The organism is Hylemonella sp. P2_B10 (genome assembly GCF_056404875.1).
This window is the reverse complement of record NZ_JBFUDE010000004.1, coordinates 23,470-44,407: the sequence shown is the minus strand read 5'-3', so window position 1 is coordinate 44,407 and position 20,938 is coordinate 23,470. Positions and strand designations below refer to the sequence as shown.

Genomic DNA, 20,938 nt, shown 5'->3' with positions numbered 1-20,938 from the left:
TTCGCTTGGTCGCGCCGCGATGGCGAACCTTACAGCCGCGCGCTATTCGCTGATGCTGCCGCAGTTGGCCTTGATGTCGGTGCTGGCGCTGAACACCGCCTCGCCACCCGAGACCACGAAGAAGGCGCGGCGGGGCCGGCGGCTGACCTTCAGCAGGCGCTCGCCGTCGTCCCAGCCGAGGTAGATGTCGTTGTCGCGCGTCCATTCCAGCTCGAAGGCAAAGCGCTCGTTCCAGGCCAGGTCTTCGCGCAGCAGGTCTTGCACGTAGTCGGCGCCGAATTGCAGCTTGGACAGCACCTCGGCACGCTTGCGGTCGCGGGTGACGACCAGGTCCAGCCGGTAGACGATGTCTGTTTTGCTGCGCGCCAGGATGACCGAGGCCAGCGTGGCCCACGAATCGTGCGGGTTTTGCTTCAGCAGCTGCAGGGTGCCTTCCAGGGTGCCGGCGTCGCTGGCGGGCAGCAACTCGCACATCTGAAAATCGCCCGGCTTGGCGGTGAGCTTGACGTCACGCACCGCCCAGGCGGGGGTAGCAAAGGCCAGCAAGGCGGCGCTGGCCAGCAGGCTGGTGGCCCAGCGTCTCAGGGGGGTGGTGTGCATGGGGCTCCCGCTTGGCATTGCGGGCATTCTCGCATGGCGGGGCGCTGGCGTCGCCCGGTCGGCCAGCCTCAGACCCCCGGCGTCCTCACCGGCATGCGGATGATGAATTGCGTGCCCACCCCCGGCGTGCTGCTGACGCGTATGTCACCCGCCAGCAGCGTGGTGACGATGCGGTGGCAGATGGCCAGGCCCAGGCCGGAGCCGCCCTGGCCCGCCTTGGTGGTGTAGAAGGGCTCGAAGATGTGGCTGGCGGTCTCAAGGTCCATGCCGTGGCCGTCGTCGGCCACGGCCCATTCCAGCGTTTCATGGTCGGGTCCGTCGAGCCGGGCGCTGACGTTCACACGGCCCTGGCTGCGACCCTCCAGCCCGTGCAGCACGGCGTTTTGCACCAGGTTGGTCAGCACCTGGCCCAGCGGGCCGGGGTAGCCGTCGCACTGCAGGCCCTCGGGCACCTGGTTGTCCAGTTGCAGCGCCTTGTTGGCGATGCCGGGGCGCAGCGAGGCCAGGTTTTCGTCCACCACCTGGCGCAGGTCAAACGTGCGGCGGCGCTCGCTCACCTGGTCCACCGCCACTTCCTTGAAGCTGGTGATCAGCGCGTTGGCGCGGTTGGCGGCGCGGTCGATCAGCGCGCACATCTCCAGCATGTCCCCCAGCGCAGCGGCCAGGTCAGAGCGGCGCAGCTGGTCGGTGCGCAACGCCACGCTCAAGGCGGTGGCGCGCTGCTGCAGCGTGGTGGCGGTGAGTTGGGCGTTGCTCAGCGGGGTGTTCAGCTCATGCGCAATGCCGGCCACCATGCTGGCCAGCGAGGCGAGTTTTTCAGACTGGATCAGGTCTTGCTGCGTCTGCTGCAGGCGCTTCAGGGTGGTGCTGAGCTCGGCCGTGCGCTCGGCCACCTTGTCTTCGAGGCTGGCGTTGGCGGCACGTAGTTGGTCGCTCAGGGCGTGGCTCTTGTCCAGCTGCTCGCGCACGCTGCGCGTCATCACGCCGCCAAACACGGCGCCGGTGACGACGGCGGCAGCGTAGGCGATGGTCCAGGTGAGGGGGTCGCGCTCCAGCGGCGGGGGCAGCAGGCCGTGGCGTTGCGCCCATTCCAGCCCTATCAGGTAGGCCAGCGTGATGACTACCATGGGCACCACCTGTCGCACGCCCAGCAGCCAGCTGGTCAGCAGGCACAGCACAGGCAGCGTCATCAGCCCCGGGGTGCGGATGCCAGCCACGAAGGGGGCGGTGAGAAAGGTCACGCCCAGCGCCCCCCACAGCAGGCTGACCATGGCCAGGCGCAGCCGCTGGGTGTGCATCAGTGCCAGCACCAGCACCAGCAGGGCCAGGCCGGCCAGCAGTTGCGGGGTGATGGGCTGGCCCAGCGTGCGGTAGTTCTGCACGCCCACCATCGCGATGGCGAACGCCCACAGCAGGCAGATGCCGCGCAGGGTGCGCAGGCCATAGCTGGCCAGAAACAGATCCAGCGCGTCGCCGCGCTGCGTGGTTGCCACAGGTGGCCTTACAACAAGTGCTTAGCCGACCACCACTTCGCTGACCTGCTTCACGGGCACGATGTCGGTGTAGTTGGCGATGTCGCCACGGATCTCTTTGGCGTGCGGGCCAAAGGCGGCGTTGAAGGCTTCCAGCGTGTCGACGTAGAAGGCGCAAGCCGCCACGTAGGTGGGCGGCTCGCCTGGGGCGCCGCCGGCCAGGCCCTTGTCCACCGTGTAACGCAGGCAGGCCGCGCCCAAACGGGCGGCGACCAGCGGCATGTGCGTGTCGCGGTAGTAGTCGTGGTCGAAGCGGGCACCCGGCGTGTGCGGGTACATGATGCTGATCTTGATCATGGCGTGTTGCTGCGTGTTGTGATTTGTGTTTTGCGGCCCCAGGTGCAGGCCCAACGAAAGCCAATGATATTGCACCAACTGACCGTGCCGCGCAAGCGGCGAGATGGGGTTAGGCGTGCTAGGTACGCTTAAACCGCGCCGGCGCAGGCTGCCTCGTCGTCCAGCTGCTGCTGCACCGTCTCCAGCAGTTGCCAGGGCTCAAAGGGCAGGGGCAGCCAGCCGTCGGCGCCGCTGGTGTGGGCGGCCTGGGCCACCGTGCCGCCCACCAGCAGCACGCGCAGCGCGGGCGAGCGGGTCTTGAGCACATGGCACAGGTGGGTTGCGTTGGGCAGGCCGGTGAGCGCGGCGTCTACCAGCACCAGCTCGGGCTTGAGTGCCGGAACCAGCAGCGCGGCCACGCTGCCATGGTGGGTTTCCACCACCTCATGGCTGGCCAGCTCGAGCGTGATGCGCAGCGCGCGGGCGGCGCGGCTGCGTTCGGCAATGATGATGACCTTGGACATGGCGTGCCTCCGGTGGGGTGGTGCGGCATTGTGCGCGGCCAGGGCGCCGCCATTGTGGCCACACTGTGACGGTGGCGGGCCAGCCCGGCGCACGCAGCGTATCTGTACGACACACTCGCTCCACACTCTTTCTCCGCATACCGCCACACTTCGGGCATTCCAAAAAATGTAGGGGGATTCAGCATGTGTGGAGGTCGCTGTGCTGCGTGAACGGGTGCGATGTCTGTCGAAGTGGCTACTGCAAACCTGCGGGCTTGTGCTGCCATGGCTGTTGCTGCTCGCGCTGCCGGCGGCACAGGCTGCCGAGTTGCGCCTGCTGGTGGAGACCAGCACCGACATGCCCATGATGCAGGTGCGCGACGGCAAGCTGGTGGACGGCATCCACCGCGACCTGGGCCTGGCGCTGGCGCGTGAGTTGAAGCGCGAGGCGCGCTTTGAGCTGCTGCCGCGCAAGCGGGTGATGGAAGCGCTGACCAGTGGCGCGGCCGACATCAGCTGCCACTACCTGCCCGACTGGTTGCCCGGCGAGTTTGACTGGAGCAAGCCCTTCATTCCCAACGCCCAGGTGCTGGTCAGCGCACCCGGCGTGGCGCGGCCGTCCACCTTGCAAGACCTGGCGGGTGTGCCGGTCGGCACGGTGCTGGGCTTTTCCTACCCCGATCTGGAGACCGCCCTGGGCGCACGCTTTGTGCGCGACAACGCGCCCAACTCGCAAAGCAACCTGATGAAGCTGGCCGCCGGGCGCGTGCAGCACGCGGTGCTGGGCGAGATGTTCTACCGCTACCAGGTGAGCCGCGGCACGGCGGAGGTGGTCTTCCCACCGCCGCTGCTGGTGCACCGCTACAAGGCACAGTGCGCGGTCTCGCGCAAGGGCCAGGTGACGGTGCAGGAGCTGAACAAGGCCATCGAGGCGCTGGAGCGCACGCGCCAGGTGCAGCACATCCTGGACAAGTATGCGCTGCGGCCGGTCTTCCCCGGCCACATGCAAGCGCTGGCGCACGCGCGCTAAAGTGCACTACGCCTGGTGTGGCGCGGCGCCGCACCACACCTTCCAACCCTTTTTACTGCGCCATGTAGCCGCCGTCCACCGCCAGGCTCTGCCCGGTGAGGTAGCGTGCCTTGTCGCTGCCCAGGAACAGGATGGCCTGCGCGATCTCGTCCACATGGCCCAGGCGCTTGGCCGGCACCATGCCGGCCAGGCCGCTCTTGCCTTCCTCGGTGCCGCCGGTGAAGCGGTCCAGCATGGCGGTCTGGATCGGGCCGGGCGCCACGGCGTTGATGCGGATGCCGCTGGCGGCCACTTCCAGCGCGGCGGTCTTGGTCAGCCCCTCCACCGCGTGCTTGCTGGCCACGTAGACCGAGGCGCCGGCAAAGCCGATCTGCCCGGCCACCGACGACACGTTGACGATGGCGCCGGCGCCCTGCTTGGCCATCACCCGCAGCTGGTGCTTCATGGACAGCAGCACGCCCAGCACGTTGGTGCTGAAGGTGGCCTCAAAGTCGGCCGGCGTGGCGTCCACCACGGGTGTGGGCTGGCCTTCGGTGCCGGCGTTGTTGACGGCCACATCGAGCCGGCCAAAGCGCTGCACGGTGGCGTCCACCAGCGCTTGCACATCGGCCTCGTGGCGCACATCGGCCTGCACGAACTCGGCCTGGGCGCCCAGGTCGCGCAGCTCGCTGGCCAGGTTCTGGCCCTCGGGCACGCGCCGGCCGCTGACGACCACGCGGGCGCCCTCGCGGGCATAGGCCAGCGCGGTGGCGCGGCCGATGCCGGTGAGCGCGCCGGTGATGAGGACGACGGGGTTTTGTGTCGGGGTGTTGGCTTGGGTTGTCATGGCGGGAATCCTTTCGATCATTAAATGGGTGCCTGAACGGACCGTACTTTGGGCCTTGACACCGGTTTGATCTAGCCATGCGCGGACCAGTTATCTGTTTCTGAATTGGAAACAATGCGGGGGGTTGAAATGCGGTGCGCGAGCATCACGCGCGAGGGTGAGCTCACCCCGGCTTGGCCACCATCAGCCAAAACACAACCAGCATGGCTGCAAAGGCAGGGTAGCCCAGCCGTTCCCACCATCGGGCGTATTGCCAGTACAGCGCAGGCAGCGGTGTGCCAGCGTCTGCTGCCTGCTGGGCCATGGCGGCCATGCGCAGCTGCAGCCACAGCACCGGTAGCCAGCAGGCGCCGGCCAGCGCATACAGCACCAGCGCCCAGGCCAGCCAGGGGGTGGAGAGCGGCCAGCCCGCCAGGTACGCCAGCGCCACGCCGGTCAGGGGCTGCAGCACTACCGCCGGCGTGGTGAACCACCAGTCTGCCCGCACCACCAGCCGTGCCACCACCGCCTGCGCGCGCACGTCGCCACTGCGGTTGGCAAAGAACATGTAGAAGGCCGAGCCAAAGCCAGTGCCCACCAGCAGCACGCTGGACAGGATGTGCAGCCATTTGAGGGCGAGGTACAGGCTCATGGGATGCCTTGCGCTGTTGGCGCCTCTTCCACCACATCCGTCAGCGTGCCCCAGCGCGCGAACTCGGGCGCGAAGTCTTCCAGCGTCAGCAGGCCCATGCAGGGCCGGGCACCGGTGGGCAAGGCGTGGCCAACGGCGAGCTTGCGCGCCAGCAGGATGGCGGCCATGCAGGGGATCTCGGGCCCGTGGTCGTCTGGCGCGGTGATGTGCCAGGCGCGTGCCGCAGGCTGGCCCTGCGCATCCAGCCCTTGCACGCGCACCACCATGCCGCCTAGCGACGAGCCAAAGGCATCCAGCAGCGTGCCGGTGCGTTGCAGCAGGCGCGCCAGTTTCTCGGGGTGGCGCAGCAGGCCCAGGGTGCGCAGGGCCGCCAACAAGGCAAAGGCGCGTTGCGCCAGGCCCACCTCCAGCGCGGCGCGGAACATCACGCGCTGGGTGACGGCAAAGTGTGTGGGGAACAGCTCCAGGTCAGGGATGTCGCACAGCGCACCCAGGCGCGGGCGCATGCGCGCAAACGCAATGCGCTGGGGCGCCGCCCAGCCGCGCTGCTGCGTCCATTGGCCGCCGGCCCACACGCGCAGGGGTTCACCGCAGTAGCTCAGCACGGCGGCCAGCGTGGCCTCGCCGCGCGGCGCGGTTTGCGCGGGGGCGATGCAGGTGTCCACCACGTCCATGCGCTGCCAGCCGGCGCACAGGTGCTGCACCACCGCCGCGCTGAGCGCAGGCACGGTGCTGGCGCCGGTGATGGCGCAGCGGCCGGCTTGCTGAAACGTGGCATCCAGCGCGGCGGCAAAGTCGCAGACGAAGCGCCGGCCATCGGCCAGGTCAATGTAATGCGCGCCGGCTTGCGCGGCGGCCTGCGCCACCGCATAGGCCTGGGCCTGGAAGGGGCCGGCGGTGTGGATGAGCAGCTCAACACCCAGCGTCTTGAGCCGTGCGGCGAAATCGGGCGCCTGCAGGTCCAGCGCCACGCCCTGGGCACCGTGGCCCAAGGTCTGCGCAAAGGCCTGCGCCTGTTGCGCGCTGCGCCCGCCCACCAGCAGGTCGATCTGCGCATGGCCGGCCAGCGCACGGCAGATGCGCGCGCCGAAGTTGCCATAACCGCCGAGCACCAGGACTTTCAAACGTGGGCTTCCTGTGTAAAGGTGTGCACTGCATTGTGACGCCAGTCACGCCGGGGTGCCGTTCCCCCGGGTTGGGGGATTGCCGGCGAGCGGTGAGACGGCCAAGATGGCACCGGCTTGCAACACAACGACATTCAGGAGGAACCAGCATGCCCATCTTTGTGACCGGCCCGGCCGCCGCCGTGGTGGAGTTGTACCTGGGCGCGGGCATTGGCAGCCCCTGGCCGGCCAGCTTTCAGCGCGACCTGGCCACCGTTGGCGCCACCGGGCAGAACCTGGTGACGTGGGCGGACAACCTGTTCGACATGTTTTCGCGCAACTACGCCACCAATGCCGAGTGGGCGCAGAAGGTGCTGGGCCAGATGCTGGGCACCGACCCCGCCAACACCCCCGCGCTGCGCGCGCAGCTGACGCAGCTGTTTGACAGCCAGCCGGCCGACCGTGGCGCCATCGTCTGCGCGTTGGGCAGCGTATTGTCTCGCCTGGAAGGCGACAAGCTCTATGGCGCCGCCGCCGCGACCTGGAACCTGCGGCTGGGCGAGGCCTACAACCAGGCGCTGGACACGGAGCAGTTCATCGTCAAATACGGCCCCTACCTGACGGCACCCCAAGGCGTGTACACCCATGCGCTGACCACCGGCGCCGACGTGCTGCCGGGCACGCCCTATGACGAAACCTTCCTGGCCCGGCCGGGCACGCTAGGGCCGGGCGATGTGCTGACCGGCAGCGGTGGCGACGACTGGCTGCTGCTGCGCGACTACCCGCTGCCCAGCCCCGGGCCGATGACGGGCTTCACCACCAGCGGCATTGCCACCCTGGTGGCGAACGTGCGCAACACGGGCCAGGCCCCGGTCGTGGTGGTGGACGCCGCCGGCATGGCCGGGCTGGCCCATGTGGTGAACAGCGGCAGCTGGGGCAGCCTGGAGCTGCTCAACCTGGGTAGCGTGGTGGACCTGAAGCTGGTGCAGGTGGTGTCGGGCAACACCACGCTGCACTACACGCCGGCCGCGCTCGCCGCGTCCGGCGGCGTCATGGCGCTGACGCTGCTGTCCGTCAGCAGCGCGCTCGGCCCGGCCTTGGTCTCATCGCCCGCAGGCAGCATCCAGGTGGACGGCATCAGCCGCTTCAATGTGACGGTGAGCGGCGCGGACCTGACCGAGATCAAGTCCAACGCGCTGCAGCAGTTGGTGGCCAGCGGCACCGGGGACCTGATCGTGCGCACGCTGAGCTTCCAGGGCAACGGCGCGGCCACGCCCAACCTGCTAGACGCCCACGCGCTGGCGGGCCGGCTGGACGTGCGGCTGGCCACCACCGGCGCCGGCAGCGGCGCCACCGTGGTGCTGGGCGGCAGCAACCTGGACACGCTGCGCTTCACCGGCAAACTGGGTGACTACACGCTGAAGCTGGGCGACACCCTTACGCTGCACGACAACCGCGCCGACAGCGGCAGGGATTACAGCGCCACCAGCGTGGAGCGCCTGGTGTTTGCCGACCGCGCGCTGGCGCTGGACCTGGCCGCCACCCAACAAGACGGCCGCGCCGCGCTGCTGGTGGCCGCCACCTTCGGCGCCGCCGGATTGGATAACCCGGTGCTGGTGGGCAAGGTGTTGGCGATGACCGAACAGTACTGCGGCTACACCGGCGGCATCAACAACACGCAGGCCCTGACCCAGTTTGCCGACCAGCTGCTAGGCTCAGATGCGCTGCGCGCCGCCGCTGGCGCTAGCCTGTGGGACAACCACGACGCGCTGGTCAACTGGGTGTACACCAACGTCTACGGCCATGCGCCGGACGCCGCCACGCGCGCCGCGTTGCAAGCGCCGCTGGACGACAAGAGCGTCTACCCAGCGCAGTGGCTGGCCGCCGTGGTGCAGGCGGCGCAGGCGCCGCTGCAGGCGTTGCTGATGGGGCATGCGCAGGGCGGGCTGGTGTATGTGGACGCGTCCTTCCCGTTCACGCTGTAGTCGCCGGGTGAGGCCGGTTGTGGTGTGCTGGGCCTACCAGTCGCCCCCCGGCCATGCCTCGGCACGGGCCCGGTTTCACCGCCGTCAGGTCTATAGTTCAGATACTATGCTGAACACCCAGCCCCCAAACAACGAGATCTACCCCGTGGTCAAGCGCTATGCCGACGCTTGGGCGGCCGGCGACCTGCGCGGCATTGTCGACAGCTACCACGACGATGTGGTCTTCCACTACTTCGGGCGCAGCCCCCTAGCTGGCACGCACCGGGGCAAGGCGGCATGCCTGCAGGTGCTGAAACAGGTGCGCGAGAAGACCAACCGCAAGCTCATCAGCATCCAGGACGTGCTGGCCGGCGCGCGCTTTGGCGCCGTCATCGCCGTGGAGCAGTTTGAGCGCAGCGGTGTGGTGGTGCAGATCGAGCGGTTGCTGCGCTACACCGTGCGCGACGGCAAGCTGGCCGAATGCTGGGTGTATGACGAGGACCAGCGGCTGGTGGATGCGCACTGGTCCTAGCCAGCGGCCGGCCTGTCCGGGCGCTGGTTGGCCGCCTGCCCGCTAGTGAGCGGCGCTGCTCTCGGTCGGCGTTTCGGTGTGCATGGCGCACAGCCACTTGCCGCCCTTGCGCGTCCAAACGGACGAATCGGCCATCTCCTGCTTGATCAGGTCTGCCTTGCCGTGACGTGCTGTCATGGTCTGCTTGGCCTTGTAGGTGACAACGGCAGTGTCGTCGCTGGGGAAGAGCACGTTCATGTCGCTCAACTCGAACGACGTGACGATCATCTTGCCCTGCTCGGCCATCTGCTTGTAGTCGGCATGGTCGAACTGCATGGCGCCGTGTGAACCGACCATCATCGACGGCTCGTCCAGCAGGGTCAGCGCGGTGTCGGTGTCTTCGTCCACCAGGGACTGCCAGAACTTGTTTTCCAGGGCCATCAGTTCGTTGCTGTTGGTGGCGGTGTTTGCGGTTTGCATTTGACTCTCCTTCGGGGCTGGGGGAATAATTCAGTATGTCCCTGTGCGCTGCTGCTGGCAGTCGGAGAGCGGGGCGCCTGGGGGTAGGCATGCTCCTACCGCGGAAATGGTTTGAAACAGGGATGGCAGCGTGCGATGAAACCCAAGTTACTTTCCGGCGGCAACCCGCAGATCGCCAAGGCTGACGGCGACGCGCCGGTGCAGGCCTACATTGCCGCCATGCCGGACTGGAAGCGCGGCGTGGGCGAACGGCTGGATGCGCTGATCGTCAAGACCGTGCCCAACGTGCGCAAGGCGGTGAAGTGGAATTCGCCGTTCTACGGCGTGGAGGGCGGACAGGGCTGGTTTGTCAGCTTCCACACTTTTGCCAACTATGTGAAGGTGACGTTCTTCAAGGGCACATCGCTGAAACCCGCGCCGGGCGGCGGCACGTCAGAGGAAGCGCGCTGGGTGGATGTGCACGAGGACGACTTGGACGAGAAGCAGCTGGCCAAGTGGATCAAGCAGGCGGCTAAGTTGCCGGGGTGGGGGAAGCAGTAGGCTTCAACCTGCATGCGCTTCAGTGGCATTGTCAAATCCTGGAACGACGAGCGTGGCTTCGGCTTCATCGAAGCCGATCAGGGCGGGCAAGAGGTGTTCGTCCATATCAAGGCATTCACAGGGCGCACCGGGCGGCCGCAGCTGCGCCAACGGGTGACGTTCGAAGTCGAACTGAGCCCCGAGGGGAAGAAGCGCGCCAGGAATGTTGAACTCGTCAAGCCACCACGCGCGACCAGGTCAAACCGGCCGGACTCGCCGGCCCAATGGGGAACAGCCAGTCTGTTCGCGATCCCGGCGTTCCTGGCTGTTTACGTTGTGGTGGCGGTGGTCTGGCGGGTGCCGGGTTGGGTGGCGGCGTTGTATGGCGTGGCCAGCGTGGTCTGCTTCTTTGCCTATGCCATCGACAAGTCGGCTGCCACGGCAGGCAGGTGGCGCACAAGCGAGAGCACCTTGCTGATGCTGGGTCTGGTGGGCGGCTGGCCGGGTGCCATCGTGGCGCAACAGCTGCTCAGGCACAAGTCCAACAAAGCGTCGTTTCGCTCCGCATTCTGGAGCAGTGTGGTGATGAATGTGGTGGTGTTCGTAGCGGTCAACTCACCCATCGTGCAGGCCACCTTGCGCAGGTGATGGGCGCCGGCCTTACCGCACGAACAGCAAGTACGTCCCGGATCTGAAGTACGCTAGGGGCATGACGCAGCAGCAACACACAGGCCCCGACATCGTCGCGCTGGGCGAGGCGATGATCGAGTTCAACCAGACGCGCGCTGGCGAGCCGAACTTCTTGCAGGGCTTTGGCGGCGACACCTCCAACATGGCGATTGCCGCCGCCCGCCAGGGCGCGCGCAGCGCCTATGTCACGCGGGTGGGTGACGACACGTTTGGCAAGATGCTGCTGGACTTGTGGCGCGCCGAAGGCGTGGACACCAGCGCGGTGGGGGTGGATGCCGCATCGGCCACCGGCGTGTATTTCGTCACGCATGGTGCCACGGGCCATGTGTTCAGCTACCTGCGTGCAGGCTCGGCAGCCAGCCGCATGCAGGTGGATCAGCTGCCATTACCGCTGCTGCGCTCGGCCCGCTACGTACAGGCTTCAGGCATCAGCTTGGCCATCAGCCCCAACGCGGCGGATTGCGTGCTGGCGGCGTTCGACACCGCGCGCCAAGCGGGAGTGAAGGTGGCGCTGGACAGCAACCTGCGCCTGAAGCTGTGGCCGCTGGCGCGTGCGCGTGCGGTGATTGGCGCGGCCGCCGCGCTGGCCGACTATTTCTTCCCCAGCGTGGAAGACGCGCAAGCACTGAGCGGCCTGGACGATCTGGACGCCATCCTCGACTGGGCCCACGGCCTGGGCGCCCGCCAGGTGCTGCTCAAACTCGGCCCCGAAGGCGTGCGCGTCAGCGACGGCACGCGGCGCGAAACCATTGCCGGCTACAAGGTGCAGGCGGTGGACGCCACCGGCGCGGGCGACTGCTTTTGCGGTGCCACGCTGGCCCGGCTGGCGGCCGGCGATTCGATTTGGGACGCCGCGCGCTATGCCAATGCGGCAGCGGCGCTGTCCACCACCGGCTTTGGCGCGGTGGCGCCGGTGCCCCGGCCGGAGCAGGTGCGGGCCTTGATGGCCAAGCCGCAGTAGCGCAAATACCTCACGCCGGCGCCCCAAGCCGGCAGCCATGGGCGCACAATGCCAACCCATGCAGACACGCATACGCCCAGCCAAGGCGAGAGAGGCCGCGCAGCTCTCCGACATCGCCTTCGCCTCCAAATCGCATTGGCCCTACACGCCGGCGCAGCTGGCGGCGTGGCGCGATGAGCTGACGATCACCGAGCAGGCGCTGGCCAGCGGAACGGTGTGGGTGGCTGAGCTGGATGGCCAGCACGGCCCGGTTGGCTTTCTGGTGCTGCTGCCGGCGCCCCGGCACTGGGTGCTGGAGCATTTCTGGGTGGTGCCGCTCGCCATGGGCCGGGGCGTTGGCAGGGCGCTGCTGGCGCATGCGGTGGCACTGGCGCGCGCCGGTGGCGCCGTGGCCCTGAGCATTGATGCCGATCCGCATGCCGAGGCTTTCTACCTGGCGCTGGGTGCCGTGCGCGTGGACGCGGTGGCCGCGCCGGTGGAAGGGCAGCCAACGCGTGTGCGGCCGCAGTTGCTGTTGGCGTTGGGATGACCAGCTCGCCTACGGCTCAAGCGTAGGCCAACCCGTTTTGCAGGTACCCGGTCAACTGCACATGCACCTGGTTGTCGCTTGATGCGGCCATGTCGGCTACCCACTGGGCCAGGGTGGTGGTGTGGCTGGTGATCGGGGCCAGCAGTGCGTCCAGTGTGGTGGGCAGCGGGGCCTGGCCATGCACATTGGTGTACACGTAGCGGACGATGGCCGGTGCATCGGCGGCACTGGCCGCGCCGGCCTTGCCGGCCAGGTAGCCGTTGTTCAGCAGCAGTTGCGCCACGCCCAGCAGTGTGACGCCCTTGTCGAACTGGGTCAGCAGCCAGCCGGCGTTGGCCTTGTCGTTCAGGCCGGCCAGCCCCAGCACGGCGCCCAGCATTTCGGCCGCTTTGCCACCGGCCTGGTCGGGCCGCACGTCCAGCGCCAGCGACACATTGTCGAACCGCAGGCGCTCCACGCCGGCAAAGTCCAGGTTGCCCACCTGTGCCGAGCTGGCATGCAGGTTGTGCAGGTGGTTGGTGGCCCCTGTGCCCGTGCTGAACTGCAGGCTGTAGTCGGCAGGGTTGCCTGCCAGGCGCAGCGTGTCCACATTGGCACCCCCCAGCACCCGCATGCTGGCGTCCGCCCCGCCCTGCGTGCCCAGGCCCAGCGTGAGCCGGCCGGTGAGCGCCGCGGCGTTCACCAGGCCGGTGTTGCCGGCGCCGTAGAAATCCACCTTGCCCACGGTCAGGTCCTCGTCGCCGCTGATGTTCAGCACCGCCAGGCTGCCGGGCGAGGCGATCTCGGCCAGGCTGCTGCCGATGTCGAGGAACACCGGACCCTCCACGCTGACGGCGGCGCTGCCCGTTGTGCGACTGCTGCCGCCGCTGGTGTTGATGTTCATCACCTCGATGCCGTTGACGTACAGGCCGTTCACCGGGCCGAATGGGTTGGCCTGGTTGTTGATCAGCGCCACATCCAGCGTGTCGGCGTTGCCTTTGACCACCTCGGGGGCGAAAGCCAAGGTGGTCTTGCCGCTGGACACGTTGGCCAGCGTCAGGTCCACCCGGTGGCCCAGGTTGGTGAAGCTGACGTCGGTGCTGCTGCCATAGTTGATCAGCGAGGTGGCGTCGGGCATGCCGGCCAGGCTGACGACGCTGCCACCGCTGGCGTCGGAGGTGATGCGCAGCGTCTCCACGCTGGTGGCGGTGAAGCCGGTGAACTGCGCTACTTGCGCGCCTCGGGTGTAGAGGGACAGCGTGTCGCCGCCGGCGCCGCCATCCAGCTTGTCGCCGGTATTGAGCGAGGGGCTGTTGTTGAGCGATGTGCCAGCAGCCACGAAGCTGTCGCCACCGGGCGTGCCGGTGATGTCGTCCAGGCCCGGCGTGAGGTTGTAGTTGCGCGGGCCGGGGTCACTGAGCTGGACCCGCAGGTCGGCATTGATGCGCGCGTTCCACGCGGCAGCGGCGGCACCATACACCGGGTCGCCCTCCTTGCCCGACAGCAGCACCGCCAGCTGCAGTACCACCACGCCGCGGTTGCCGGGGTTGGCGGTCAGCAGCGCGGTCACGCTGGCGGCCAGGGTGGGGGTGTTGGCCGGGTCGTGGCCCAGCAGGTGGTCCAGCACCACGGTGGCCAGCGTGGCGTCGGACGCGGTGCGGAAACCAAACGCCGTCAGGTCGTTGACGTAGCTGGCAACGCTGTAGCCGGCGTCCAGGTTGCCGCGCTGTGTGTAGTAACCATTGGCGGGGACGTTGAGGCCGGTCAGAGCCTCGTTGATGAACAGCACCGTGGCGCTGTTGCCGGTGACGGTCAGGGGCATGGCGTTTCCTCCGTTGCGTGTCTGTGGTCATGGCGCACGCTATGGGCTGCAGTCTAGGCGCGCTGAGCGCGTGTGCATGTGACGGCACGCACAGGTCATGCGCGAAGTTGCCCTGCGGTGGCTAGCTGCCTAGAATGGGCCGGCGGGCGCCACACCACAACAGCAAGCAGGCGCCTTGCTTCAGGGAGGAACGAATGACTACAGCACACCAGGCGAATGCCTGGGCAGGCACCTGTGCCACGATCGGCCTGTCCGTTTTGCTGAGCGCCTGTGGCGGCGGCAGCGACAGCAGCAGCAACAACAGCAACAACAGCAGCGGAGTGCCTTCGGCCAACGCGGTGCATCCGCAGGCCATGGCGCAACCGGCGCCCATGCAGGCGCAGGCGCAAGCCAGCGCCGGCATGACCACCGCGCAACGCAACGTGGCGCTGCTGCACCAGGGCGCCTATGGCCGCGCGCCCAGCAACGCCACCTACACGGGCAGCAGCACATTGGCAGCCAGCAACCTGAACGCGGTGGTGACCGGCGTCAACAACGACCTCTCCACACTCAGCGACAGCGTGCTGGCGGGCCGCGTGCTGGCCAACCTGGGTGTGACGGCCAAGAACGTCACCGCCCCCGGCGCGTTGGACGCCATGCAGGCGGTGCTGCCGCAGCTGTTTGCCGCCTACGGCAAGGCCTCGCGTGCCACCGTTATCCTCAACGCGGCCAGTCTGCTCGGCACGCTGGAGGCCGACGCCACCTGGGGAGCCGCCGCCAAGGCGCTGAACGCTCAGGCCAGCGCCAACCACGCTTATAGCGCGGACGCCACACACCTGGTCTCGCACGTGGTGACGCCCGGCGGCACAGTGGCCAGCAACCTGCCGGTGTATGGCGACTGCCTGAACCCGGCGTTGTATGTGCCGGGCACCACCTACCAGATCAGCATTGCCGCGCCCGGCCTGCGCAGCCTGACGGTCGACACCGCTGTGGGCGCGCGCCTGAATTTCCACGGCACGGACGTGGCCGACGTGTTCCAGACCACCAGCGGCGTGACCACGGCGGGCCAGAGCAGCGTCATCAAGAACCACTACTACCATGACGCGACGGACGCAGGCTTCGTGGATGCGGGCTTCATGGCGCTGGTCAACTACGGCAGCTACGGCGAGATCCAGATCACCAATGTGTACACGCCGGTGTCACGCATACCGGCCACGCTGAGCACCACCGGCAGTTATTCAGAGACCATCAGCGCGGCCACCACGGTGTCGGTGCCGGCGCTCAACGTGATTCCGGTGGAAAAGAACTTCAACTTCTTCGCCTTCCAGGGCGTGGAGCAGCTCACCACACCGGCCGGCACATTTGCGGCCTGCAAGCGCAAGGTGACGCGCATTGGCAGCAGCTCATCTGTAGACACCATCTGGACGGTGGCTGACGGCCGCTTGAAGGGGCTGCAGCTGAAGTTTGTGGACCAGGCCGGCGCCGCCCAGACCACCACCCAGCTGGTGCTCAATGGCAGCTCGTTGCCATAAGGCCGGCGTGGGGCGCAAAGGCCGTCAGGGGCCTCGCAGGAAGCCTCGAAGTGCCGCCACAAACGCCTGCGGCGTCTCAATCATCGGCGCGTGGCCAGCGCCGGGTATCACCACCAGCCTGGCCTGTGGCAGCTCGGCGGCCATGCGCTGGCCCAGCGCCAGCGGCACGATGGCGTCATGCTCGCCCCACACCACCAGCGCGGGGATGTTGACCGTGCCCAGCTTGCCGTCAATCGCTTCGTTCAGGATCGCCGGGTTGCCCAGCACCGAGGCGATGGCCCCGCCGTCGCCCTTGGTCAGCGTGGCCTGCATCTGCGCGGCTACCGCCTCGGGGGTGGCGAAGGCGGGCTTGCGGTAGATCAGCTTCAGCAGTGCCTGCTGGCCGGCCAGGCTGATGCCGGTGCCGGTGGTCGGCTTGTGCTCGAAGTTGCCGGCCAGGCCGGCGCGGTAGCCGGCCGAATCGCACAGCACCAGGCGCTCGGGTTTGGGCAATGTGAATGCCGCTGAACCGGGAGTGGGGGACTCGCCTTGCAGCGCCTGCACCGCATACTGCAGCGCGATCCACCCGCCCAGCGACTCGCCCACCAGCACAAAGCTGCTCACCTTCTTCTGCCGTAAAAACTCGCCCAGCAGGTCCACCCAGGTCTGTATGCCATAGGGGATGTTGGGCTTGTCAGACTGGCCAAAGCCCAGGTGGTCCAGCGCCAGCACGTGGTGGCTAATGCCCAGCGCGGGCATCACGCGGCCCCACTCGTGGCGCGCACTGGTGCCCAGGCCGTGCAGCAGCACCAGCGTGGGTTTGTCGGTGGCTGGCTTGCCCAGCTCGTAGTAATTGATCTTGGCGCCAAACAGGCGGATGGCCTTGGGCGCCGGCAGGTTGGGCATGGGCGGCACAGGTGGCGGTGCCGGTTGAAACGGCGCAGGCTGCGCTTGCAACAGCGGCGCGGCCAGGGCCAGCGCGCCAGCGGCGGCGCCTTGCAGCCAGGTGCGGCGGGTGGTTTGCAACAAGTCAAGGTGGGTAGCGTGGCGGGAGTTGAGCGAAGGGAGCATGGGCTGGCCTTGTGATGCAGGGGTGATGTGTTGCGGGCAGTTTACTTTGCGGGCACCAGCGTGCCGCTGAGCGCGCAGCTTGTGGCGCTGTCTGATGACGATGCAGTCCGCCGCAGCGTGTAGCATCGCGCCATTGCAACTACTGCGTGGCAGGCCTGGCCTGCCGCCCCAGCGCTGCCTATGCCGTCCATGCCGCCCGCGCTACCCATCAGCCCGCGCTCGCGCGCCGCCCCATACAGCCGGCCGTGGCAGCCTAACCTGCAAGCGGTGTTGGGGTGGCTGATGGCGGTGCTGGCAGTGTTGCTGCCCGTTGCAGCCAGCGCCGCCCGCGCGCCCGGCAACCCGGCTGGCAACCCTTCGCGCGAGCCCGCCAACTTTGCCGCCGCGCTGCGCGACAGCCCGCTGGGCGGCAACCCGGCGCAGGCTTTCTTTCTGGTGGGACTGATGCGCCAGGCCGGGGCGCCGCCGGCTGAGGTCGACGCTTTGCGCCGCGCGCTGATGCATGCCTACTTGGCGCAGCTGGGCCGCCCCGGTGTGCCGGCCGAGCCACCACCCGCGCCGCCGGTCACGCCCGGTACCTGGCAAATGCTCAAGCGCTACTTTCCGGGCACCGGGCCGGAGCCGGTGCGCAAAGGCACGCTGGGCGCTGCCATTGCCCAGGGCCATGCGCTGCCCCCAGAACGCGACGCAAGCTTTGCCGCTGACTGGCAGGCGGCGCTGAACCAGGGCCTTGTGCCGCGCTGGCTGGCTGACGACGGCAAGCAGCCGCTGTATTTCACCAGCGAGTGGCGCGACATGCGGCCCCTGGCCCCCGGCCTGTGGGCCGCACCCAGCGCCAATGGCCAGCTGCGGCTAATGCTGGCGCTGCGGTTGGTCAACCGCGCCGCGCTGCCACTGCCCATCTACAAGCCCGACATCGTACTGGACGGCCTGGCCTTTGCCTGCGAGTGGGACCGCCCACCGCTGCGGCGTCCACTAAGCGAGATGCAGGCCAATGAGGTGACGCTGGTGGCCAGCGGTGCCGAGTCCGACCCGCTGGTGTGCCAGGCCCCGCTGGTCGATGCGCGCCGGGGCGCGCTGCTGCCTGGCCTGCTCGCCCAGCCGTCGACGCTGCGCCTGTTGTCGCATGACCTGGACAGCGCGCAGCGCCTCTACCACCTTGAGCTGGCGCTGGGCACGCTGGCGCCGCAGGCGCAGCGCGACAACTGGTACCAGCGCCTGCGGCTGGCGCGCCAGGAACAAGGCCGCCAATGGGTGGCGGGCGACAAGCCCCTGGACGCACCGGTGAGCCCGCGCTGGGCCAGCAGCCCACACGAAAGCGCTGGCGCCACCTGGCAGCGGCTGCGCGATTTTCTTGCCGCCACGGTGCTGGCGCTGGGCCTGTTTGCTGGCGGCCGCGGGTTGATGCGACTGGGCGTGCCTGGCGGGGTGGTGGGCGGGCTCACGCTGCTGGCCGGCGCGGGGCTGGTGGTGGGCGGCGCCGCCTACCTGGCGCCCAGTGCGGGCGGCTACCTGAGCAACCCGGCGGTGATGGGCACCGCGCTTTGGATCACCGCGGTAGGCCCGGTCCTGCTGGTGGTGCTGGCGCTGCACGGGCTGCACACGCTGCTGGAGCGCGAAGACCTGAGCTGGTGGGACACCGTGGCCACCGGCTGGCGCAACGCGCTGGACCTGGGCAGCCCCACCAGCCGGGCCGAGTTCTGGGGCTTTGTGGCGCACTGTGCCTGGCTGTGGTTGCTGGCGCGCTACGCGCTGCGGCCGCTGGACCGCTGGGTGGGCCTGCTGATCGCGCTGCCGCTGTTGACGCTCATCTGGCGCCGCTTGCGCAGCCTGAGCGGGCGGGAACTGCTGGAGGGCGTGGTGGCGGTGGTGTGCATCGTGCTGCTGGCACTGGCCTGAGATCGCGCACACAGAGCCTATGCATAGCCCCTTTGGGGTCTGTTAGCCCGGCGCGTATTGCGCTATAAAGCAGCCATGCGCCCGAAGAGGCGCGGGTAGGCATTCACGTCGTACAAAGACAGTAGGGAGACCGTCATGCGCAACCATGACCACAGGCGCGTTCAGCGCTTCAACGTCATCGCCGGCATCACGCTGGCCGCCGGCCTGTTGAGCGCCTGCGCCAGCAGCGCCCCTGGCGCCAGCAGCATGGTGCAGCCCTTCGCCGCCATCCAGGCCGCTGCTGCCGACCCGTCGCGTGGCCTGCCTGGCACCTTTGTGCTGCAGGTGCAAAACGTCTCGCGGCTGGACGCTGGTGTGTACCTGAACTCTGAAGACGACTACCGCGACCAGCGCAACCTGTCCATCGTGGTGCGCCGCGACGCGTTGGCCGGGCTGGAAGCCACCTACGGCGCGCCGCTGGAGAAAAGCCTGTGGGGCAAGCGCCTGCTGGTCAACGGCGTGGCCAAGCGCGTGCGCATCGACTTCACCGTGGACGGCGCGCCCAGCGGCAAGTACTATTACCAGACGCATGTGGAGGTGCGCGATGCCTCGCAGGTGAGGGTGCAACCGGTGGGGTGAGAGCCCACCAGACGGGAGGACGTGATGGACGCTGACAAGCTAAACATCCCCACGCACAGGCGTGTGGCGGGCGGGATCATGCTGCTGCTGTCTTGCCTCGCAGCGGTGGCGTACCTGTACTCGCCGGTCTGGGATACTGCGCAAATGCCGGAGACCATAGACACGGCGTACATCGGCATCTTCATGCTGGTGGGCATCGTGTGGTTGATGCCCACGGTGTTCTTTCCCTGCCTGTTCGACAGGTTCCCGCAGTGGGTGCTGCGGCACCCGGCCATCTTGCGGCGGGCCAGGGCGCGGCTGGGGTTGGCGCCACCCGCCGTGCCCCATTGAGTTGATTGCCCCGCCGGTCCTTAGAGTTTGGCGATCGACACCTCGGTCGACTTCACCAGCGCCACCACCTCGGAGCCGACGACCAGTTGCAGGTCGTCCACCGAGCGGGTGGTGATGACTTGGACGCGCGGTGGCATCTCCTACACAGGGCCTTGACGGGGCACATGCGCATGGATGACCGCATCTTCTGTTCTCTGTTCGGACTGGTGGCCGGCGCACTGCTGGGCGTCGTATGCTGGTGGTTGTATGGCATGGGGATGTCAGTGCACTACACAGGTGCCGGCCTGGACCCGTTGCTCAAGCACTGGGTCACCTGGCTGGGATTTGGTTTTGCCGCAGTGGGTTTCGTGTTCCGGGTTGGCGTGGGCGATGCGATAGGCCTGGCACTGGCGGCGCTGCTGGAATCAGAGTCGGACCGGCCACTTGGCCGGGAGCCGGGTTTGCTGGCGCTGCTGTTGATGGTTGTGATCGTTGTCGCGGCCTGGTGGTGGGTGCCATGAGGTCACCCCTGGTCCTCATCAAACTGCTGCACACGCTGGTGTGGGCGGTGTTTGCCGGCTGCATCATGGCCATCCCCATCGCGTCGTGGTGGGGCCAGCACCAGCTGGCGGCCTGGCTCAGTGGCTTTGTGGCTCTTGAAGTGCTGGTGCTGGTCGCCAACCGTTGGACCTGTCCGATGACCGACTGGGCCGCGCGCTACACCGACGCGCGCCACCCCAACTTCGACATCTACCTGCCGCAGTGGCTGGCGCGGTACAACAAGCACATCTTCGGCACGCTGTATGTGCTGGGCATGGCGTATGCGCTGGCGCGTTGGCTGGGGCGGGGCGGATGAACAGGCTTAAGCCTTGTACCCCACCCACCCCCGAAACGTGAACGCCGCATAGAACAGGCTCACGTCCGCAAACCCTGCCTCGCGCAGCAGCGCCTCGTCCTCCTCGGGCGACAGCGCAGGCAGCTGGGTGGCCATGGCCTTGCCGGCGCTCTCAGCTTGGGCGGCCGGCACGCCGGACGAGATGGCAAACGCCGCATAGCGCGCCAGCCACAGCGCCTTGCCCGCGTCATCCTGCGGATAGCTGTGGTGCGCGACAACGAAGGGCGCGCCGGGCTTCAGGCGCTGATGCACCTCTTTCAGCGTGCCCAATCGTTCTGCCTTGGGTAGGAAATGCAAGGTGAGCAGGCAGGCGGCTCCGTCAAACGGACCGCCGGGCGCGGTGTGGATATAGCCGGGGTGCAACTTGGCGCGCGCGGCCAGCGGCCCCAGCGTGTGCGTGGCCAGCGCCAGCATCTCGGCCGACGGGTCGACGCCGTCGAAGGTCCAGCTGGGCTGCATCTCAGCAAGGCGTTTCAGCTCCAGTCCGCCGCCGGCGCCCAGCACCAGCACGCGGGCATGGGCAGGGGCGCGCTCGGCCAGCAGCAGTGCGGCCATACGTTGCAGGTCCAGGAAGCCGGGTACCAGGCGCAGCGTGCGCTCGGCATAGCTGGCCACCGCCTGGGGGTCGTTGAAGGTGGACACGGTGCTGGGGGTCATGGCGGCGTTGCTGCGCTGGGGTTGCGCATTCTAGGCAGACCGC

The 20,938-nt window shown here is 68.0% G+C and carries 24 protein-coding genes and 1 pseudogene; 13 read left to right on the top strand and 12 right to left on the bottom strand.

Annotated elements, in window-relative coordinates:
• Positions 1 to 42: 42 nt before the first annotated feature.
• The 4 genes from AC1DX2_RS18015 to AC1DX2_RS18000 form a co-directional block, all read right to left on the bottom strand.
• The gene (locus AC1DX2_RS18015; RefSeq protein WP_477197772.1) at positions 43 to 600 is read right to left on the bottom strand and encodes a hypothetical protein; all 558 of its coding nucleotides are present in this window, start codon (positions 598 to 600) and stop codon (positions 43 to 45) included.
• 68 nt (positions 601 to 668) lie between these two features.
• Positions 669 to 2,093, bottom strand: coding sequence for a sensor histidine kinase (locus AC1DX2_RS18010; RefSeq protein ID WP_477197771.1), 1,425 nt, complete (start codon positions 2,091 to 2,093; stop codon positions 669 to 671).
• Between the two features lie 21 nt (positions 2,094 to 2,114).
• Positions 2,115 to 2,429 carry an EthD family reductase gene (locus tag AC1DX2_RS18005; RefSeq protein ID WP_477197770.1) on the bottom strand — a complete coding sequence of 105 codons (315 nt, stop codon included), beginning with the start codon at positions 2,427 to 2,429 and terminating at the stop codon, positions 2,115 to 2,117.
• 128 nt (positions 2,430 to 2,557) lie between these two features.
• Complete coding sequence (locus AC1DX2_RS18000) at positions 2,558 to 2,932, bottom strand: hypothetical protein (RefSeq protein WP_477197769.1); 375 nt, start codon at positions 2,930 to 2,932, stop codon at positions 2,558 to 2,560.
• A 256-nt stretch (positions 2,933 to 3,188) separates the two neighbouring features.
• Between AC1DX2_RS18000 and AC1DX2_RS17995 the strand changes: the two genes are divergently transcribed.
• Positions 3,189 to 3,941 carry a substrate-binding periplasmic protein gene (locus AC1DX2_RS17995; protein WP_477197768.1) on the top strand — a complete coding sequence of 251 codons (753 nt, stop codon included), beginning with the start codon at positions 3,189 to 3,191 and terminating at the stop codon, positions 3,939 to 3,941.
• Positions 3,942 to 3,993: 52 nt separating this feature from the next.
• Here the strand turns inward: AC1DX2_RS17995 and AC1DX2_RS17990 are convergent, their stop codons facing one another.
• From AC1DX2_RS17990 to AC1DX2_RS17980, 3 genes are all read right to left on the bottom strand, one after another.
• Positions 3,994 to 4,767, bottom strand: coding sequence for a glucose 1-dehydrogenase (locus AC1DX2_RS17990; RefSeq protein ID WP_477197767.1), 774 nt, complete (start codon positions 4,765 to 4,767; stop codon positions 3,994 to 3,996).
• 163 nt (positions 4,768 to 4,930) lie between these two features.
• Positions 4,931 to 5,398 carry a DUF2269 family protein gene (locus tag AC1DX2_RS17985; RefSeq protein WP_477197766.1) on the bottom strand — a complete coding sequence of 156 codons (468 nt, stop codon included), beginning with the start codon at positions 5,396 to 5,398 and terminating at the stop codon, positions 4,931 to 4,933.
• Positions 5,395 to 6,522, bottom strand: coding sequence for a saccharopine dehydrogenase NADP-binding domain-containing protein (locus tag AC1DX2_RS17980; RefSeq protein ID WP_477197765.1), 1,128 nt, complete (start codon positions 6,520 to 6,522; stop codon positions 5,395 to 5,397). Before AC1DX2_RS17980 ends, AC1DX2_RS17985 begins: the two co-directional genes overlap by 4 nt.
• Positions 6,523 to 6,671: 149 nt before the next feature.
• On the opposite strand from AC1DX2_RS17980, the gene AC1DX2_RS17975 reads away from it, so the two are divergent.
• Both AC1DX2_RS17975 and AC1DX2_RS17970 read left to right on the top strand, forming a co-directional pair.
• On the top strand, positions 6,672 to 8,486 hold the full coding sequence (locus AC1DX2_RS17975) for a hypothetical protein (protein ID WP_477197764.1): 1,815 nt from the start codon (positions 6,672 to 6,674) through the stop codon (positions 8,484 to 8,486).
• A 106-nt stretch (positions 8,487 to 8,592) separates the two neighbouring features.
• Positions 8,593 to 8,997: a nuclear transport factor 2 family protein gene (locus AC1DX2_RS17970; protein ID WP_477197763.1), complete on the top strand. Its 405-nt coding sequence runs from the start codon at positions 8,593 to 8,595 to the stop codon at positions 8,995 to 8,997.
• 42 nt (positions 8,998 to 9,039) lie between these two features.
• Here the strand turns inward: AC1DX2_RS17970 and AC1DX2_RS17965 are convergent, their stop codons facing one another.
• A complete protein-coding gene (locus AC1DX2_RS17965) occupies positions 9,040 to 9,456 on the bottom strand; it encodes a nuclear transport factor 2 family protein (protein WP_477197762.1) in 417 nt (138 codons plus the stop codon).
• A 135-nt stretch (positions 9,457 to 9,591) separates the two neighbouring features.
• Here AC1DX2_RS17965 and AC1DX2_RS17960 point away from each other — a divergent pair, with 135 nt between their 5' ends.
• From AC1DX2_RS17960 to AC1DX2_RS17945, 4 genes are all read left to right on the top strand, one after another.
• Entirely contained in the window at positions 9,592 to 9,996 is a 405-nt protein-coding gene (locus AC1DX2_RS17960; RefSeq protein ID WP_477197761.1) for a DUF1801 domain-containing protein, read from the top strand.
• Positions 9,997 to 10,008: 12 nt separating this feature from the next.
• Positions 10,009 to 10,623, top strand: a complete 615-nt coding sequence (locus AC1DX2_RS17955) for a DUF1294 domain-containing protein (protein WP_477197760.1) — start codon at positions 10,009 to 10,011, stop codon at positions 10,621 to 10,623.
• A gap of 61 nt (positions 10,624 to 10,684) precedes the next feature.
• The gene (locus tag AC1DX2_RS17950; RefSeq protein ID WP_477197759.1) at positions 10,685 to 11,626 is read left to right on the top strand and encodes a sugar kinase; all 942 of its coding nucleotides are present in this window, start codon (positions 10,685 to 10,687) and stop codon (positions 11,624 to 11,626) included.
• A 58-nt stretch (positions 11,627 to 11,684) separates the two neighbouring features.
• A complete protein-coding gene (locus AC1DX2_RS17945; protein ID WP_477197758.1) occupies positions 11,685 to 12,155 on the top strand; it encodes a GNAT family N-acetyltransferase in 471 nt (156 codons plus the stop codon).
• Between the two features lie 16 nt (positions 12,156 to 12,171).
• On the opposite strand, the gene AC1DX2_RS17940 is transcribed toward AC1DX2_RS17945, so the two are convergent.
• On the bottom strand, positions 12,172 to 13,956 hold the full coding sequence (locus tag AC1DX2_RS17940; RefSeq protein WP_477197757.1) for an autotransporter outer membrane beta-barrel domain-containing protein: 1,785 nt from the start codon (positions 13,954 to 13,956) through the stop codon (positions 12,172 to 12,174).
• Positions 13,957 to 14,150: 194 nt separating this feature from the next.
• Here AC1DX2_RS17940 and AC1DX2_RS17935 point away from each other — a divergent pair, with 194 nt between their 5' ends.
• Positions 14,151 to 15,467, top strand: a complete 1,317-nt coding sequence (locus AC1DX2_RS17935; RefSeq protein WP_477197756.1) for a hypothetical protein — start codon at positions 14,151 to 14,153, stop codon at positions 15,465 to 15,467.
• A gap of 24 nt (positions 15,468 to 15,491) precedes the next feature.
• On the opposite strand, the gene AC1DX2_RS17930 is transcribed toward AC1DX2_RS17935, so the two are convergent.
• The gene (locus AC1DX2_RS17930) at positions 15,492 to 16,475 is read right to left on the bottom strand and encodes an alpha/beta fold hydrolase (RefSeq protein WP_477197755.1); all 984 of its coding nucleotides are present in this window, start codon (positions 16,473 to 16,475) and stop codon (positions 15,492 to 15,494) included.
• 231 nt (positions 16,476 to 16,706) lie between these two features.
• On the opposite strand from AC1DX2_RS17930, the gene AC1DX2_RS17925 reads away from it, so the two are divergent.
• The 3 genes from AC1DX2_RS17925 to AC1DX2_RS17915 all read left to right on the top strand — a co-directional run bounded on the left by AC1DX2_RS17925 (position 16,707) and on the right by AC1DX2_RS17915 (position 19,364).
• Positions 16,707 to 18,416, top strand: coding sequence for a hypothetical protein (locus AC1DX2_RS17925; RefSeq protein ID WP_477197754.1), 1,710 nt, complete (start codon positions 16,707 to 16,709; stop codon positions 18,414 to 18,416).
• Positions 18,417 to 18,551: 135 nt separating this feature from the next.
• Positions 18,552 to 19,034 carry a hypothetical protein gene (locus AC1DX2_RS17920; RefSeq protein WP_477197753.1) on the top strand — a complete coding sequence of 161 codons (483 nt, stop codon included), beginning with the start codon at positions 18,552 to 18,554 and terminating at the stop codon, positions 19,032 to 19,034.
• Positions 19,035 to 19,058: 24 nt separating this feature from the next.
• On the top strand, positions 19,059 to 19,364 hold the full coding sequence (locus tag AC1DX2_RS17915; RefSeq protein WP_477197752.1) for a hypothetical protein: 306 nt from the start codon (positions 19,059 to 19,061) through the stop codon (positions 19,362 to 19,364).
• Positions 19,365 to 19,384: 20 nt separating this feature from the next.
• Here the strand turns inward: AC1DX2_RS17915 and AC1DX2_RS17910 are convergent.
• Positions 19,385 to 19,483, bottom strand: a pseudogene (locus tag AC1DX2_RS17910) (TOBE domain-containing protein); the annotation flags it as partial.
• Positions 19,484 to 19,534: 51 nt separating this feature from the next.
• Between AC1DX2_RS17910 and AC1DX2_RS17905 the strand changes: the two are divergent.
• Positions 19,535 to 19,864, top strand: coding sequence for a hypothetical protein (locus tag AC1DX2_RS17905; protein ID WP_477197751.1), 330 nt, complete (start codon positions 19,535 to 19,537; stop codon positions 19,862 to 19,864).
• A complete protein-coding gene (locus tag AC1DX2_RS17900) occupies positions 19,861 to 20,199 on the top strand; it encodes a hypothetical protein (RefSeq protein ID WP_477197750.1) in 339 nt (112 codons plus the stop codon). Before AC1DX2_RS17905 ends, AC1DX2_RS17900 begins: the two co-directional genes overlap by 4 nt.
• Positions 20,200 to 20,205: 6 nt before the next feature.
• Here AC1DX2_RS17900 and AC1DX2_RS17895 read toward each other — a convergent pair whose 3' ends face one another.
• On the bottom strand, positions 20,206 to 20,895 hold the full coding sequence (locus AC1DX2_RS17895; RefSeq protein ID WP_477197749.1) for a class I SAM-dependent methyltransferase: 690 nt from the start codon (positions 20,893 to 20,895) through the stop codon (positions 20,206 to 20,208).
• Positions 20,896 to 20,938: the final 43 nt, after the last annotated feature.

What these genes read in the sequence shown, in the direction of transcription:
- AC1DX2_RS17970 (WP_477197763.1), top strand. Translation starts at nt 8,593, where the DNA reads ATGCTGAACACCCAGCCCCCAAACAACGAGATCTACCCCGTGGTCAAG.
- AC1DX2_RS17905 (WP_477197751.1), top strand. Translation starts at nt 19,535, where the DNA reads ATGGATGACCGCATCTTCTGTTCTCTGTTCGGACTGGTGGCCGGCGCA.
- AC1DX2_RS17935 (WP_477197756.1), top strand. Translation starts at nt 14,151, where the DNA reads ATGACTACAGCACACCAGGCGAATGCCTGGGCAGGCACCTGTGCCACG.
- AC1DX2_RS17925 (WP_477197754.1), top strand. Translation starts at nt 16,707, where the DNA reads ATGCCGCCCGCGCTACCCATCAGCCCGCGCTCGCGCGCCGCCCCATAC.
- AC1DX2_RS17960 (WP_477197761.1), top strand. Translation starts at nt 9,592, where the DNA reads ATGAAACCCAAGTTACTTTCCGGCGGCAACCCGCAGATCGCCAAGGCT.
- AC1DX2_RS17945 (WP_477197758.1), top strand. Translation starts at nt 11,685, where the DNA reads ATGCAGACACGCATACGCCCAGCCAAGGCGAGAGAGGCCGCGCAGCTC.
- AC1DX2_RS17895 (WP_477197749.1), bottom strand. Translation starts at nt 20,895, where the DNA reads ATGACCCCCAGCACCGTGTCCACCTTCAACGACCCCCAGGCGGTGGCC.
- AC1DX2_RS17920 (WP_477197753.1), top strand. Translation starts at nt 18,552, where the DNA reads ATGCGCAACCATGACCACAGGCGCGTTCAGCGCTTCAACGTCATCGCC.
- AC1DX2_RS17900 (WP_477197750.1), top strand. Translation starts at nt 19,861, where the DNA reads ATGAGGTCACCCCTGGTCCTCATCAAACTGCTGCACACGCTGGTGTGG.
- AC1DX2_RS17985 (WP_477197766.1), bottom strand. Translation starts at nt 5,398, where the DNA reads ATGAGCCTGTACCTCGCCCTCAAATGGCTGCACATCCTGTCCAGCGTG.
- AC1DX2_RS17915 (WP_477197752.1), top strand. Translation starts at nt 19,059, where the DNA reads ATGGACGCTGACAAGCTAAACATCCCCACGCACAGGCGTGTGGCGGGC.
- AC1DX2_RS17965 (WP_477197762.1), bottom strand. Translation starts at nt 9,456, where the DNA reads ATGCAAACCGCAAACACCGCCACCAACAGCAACGAACTGATGGCCCTG.
- AC1DX2_RS17990 (WP_477197767.1), bottom strand. Translation starts at nt 4,767, where the DNA reads ATGACAACCCAAGCCAACACCCCGACACAAAACCCCGTCGTCCTCATC.
- AC1DX2_RS18005 (WP_477197770.1), bottom strand. Translation starts at nt 2,429, where the DNA reads ATGATCAAGATCAGCATCATGTACCCGCACACGCCGGGTGCCCGCTTC.
- AC1DX2_RS17940 (WP_477197757.1), bottom strand. Translation starts at nt 13,956, where the DNA reads ATGCCCCTGACCGTCACCGGCAACAGCGCCACGGTGCTGTTCATCAAC.
- AC1DX2_RS17950 (WP_477197759.1), top strand. Translation starts at nt 10,685, where the DNA reads ATGACGCAGCAGCAACACACAGGCCCCGACATCGTCGCGCTGGGCGAG.
- AC1DX2_RS18000 (WP_477197769.1), bottom strand. Translation starts at nt 2,932, where the DNA reads ATGTCCAAGGTCATCATCATTGCCGAACGCAGCCGCGCCGCCCGCGCG.
- AC1DX2_RS17975 (WP_477197764.1), top strand. Translation starts at nt 6,672, where the DNA reads ATGCCCATCTTTGTGACCGGCCCGGCCGCCGCCGTGGTGGAGTTGTAC.
- AC1DX2_RS17955 (WP_477197760.1), top strand. Translation starts at nt 10,009, where the DNA reads ATGCGCTTCAGTGGCATTGTCAAATCCTGGAACGACGAGCGTGGCTTC.
- AC1DX2_RS18015 (WP_477197772.1), bottom strand. Translation starts at nt 600, where the DNA reads ATGCACACCACCCCCCTGAGACGCTGGGCCACCAGCCTGCTGGCCAGC.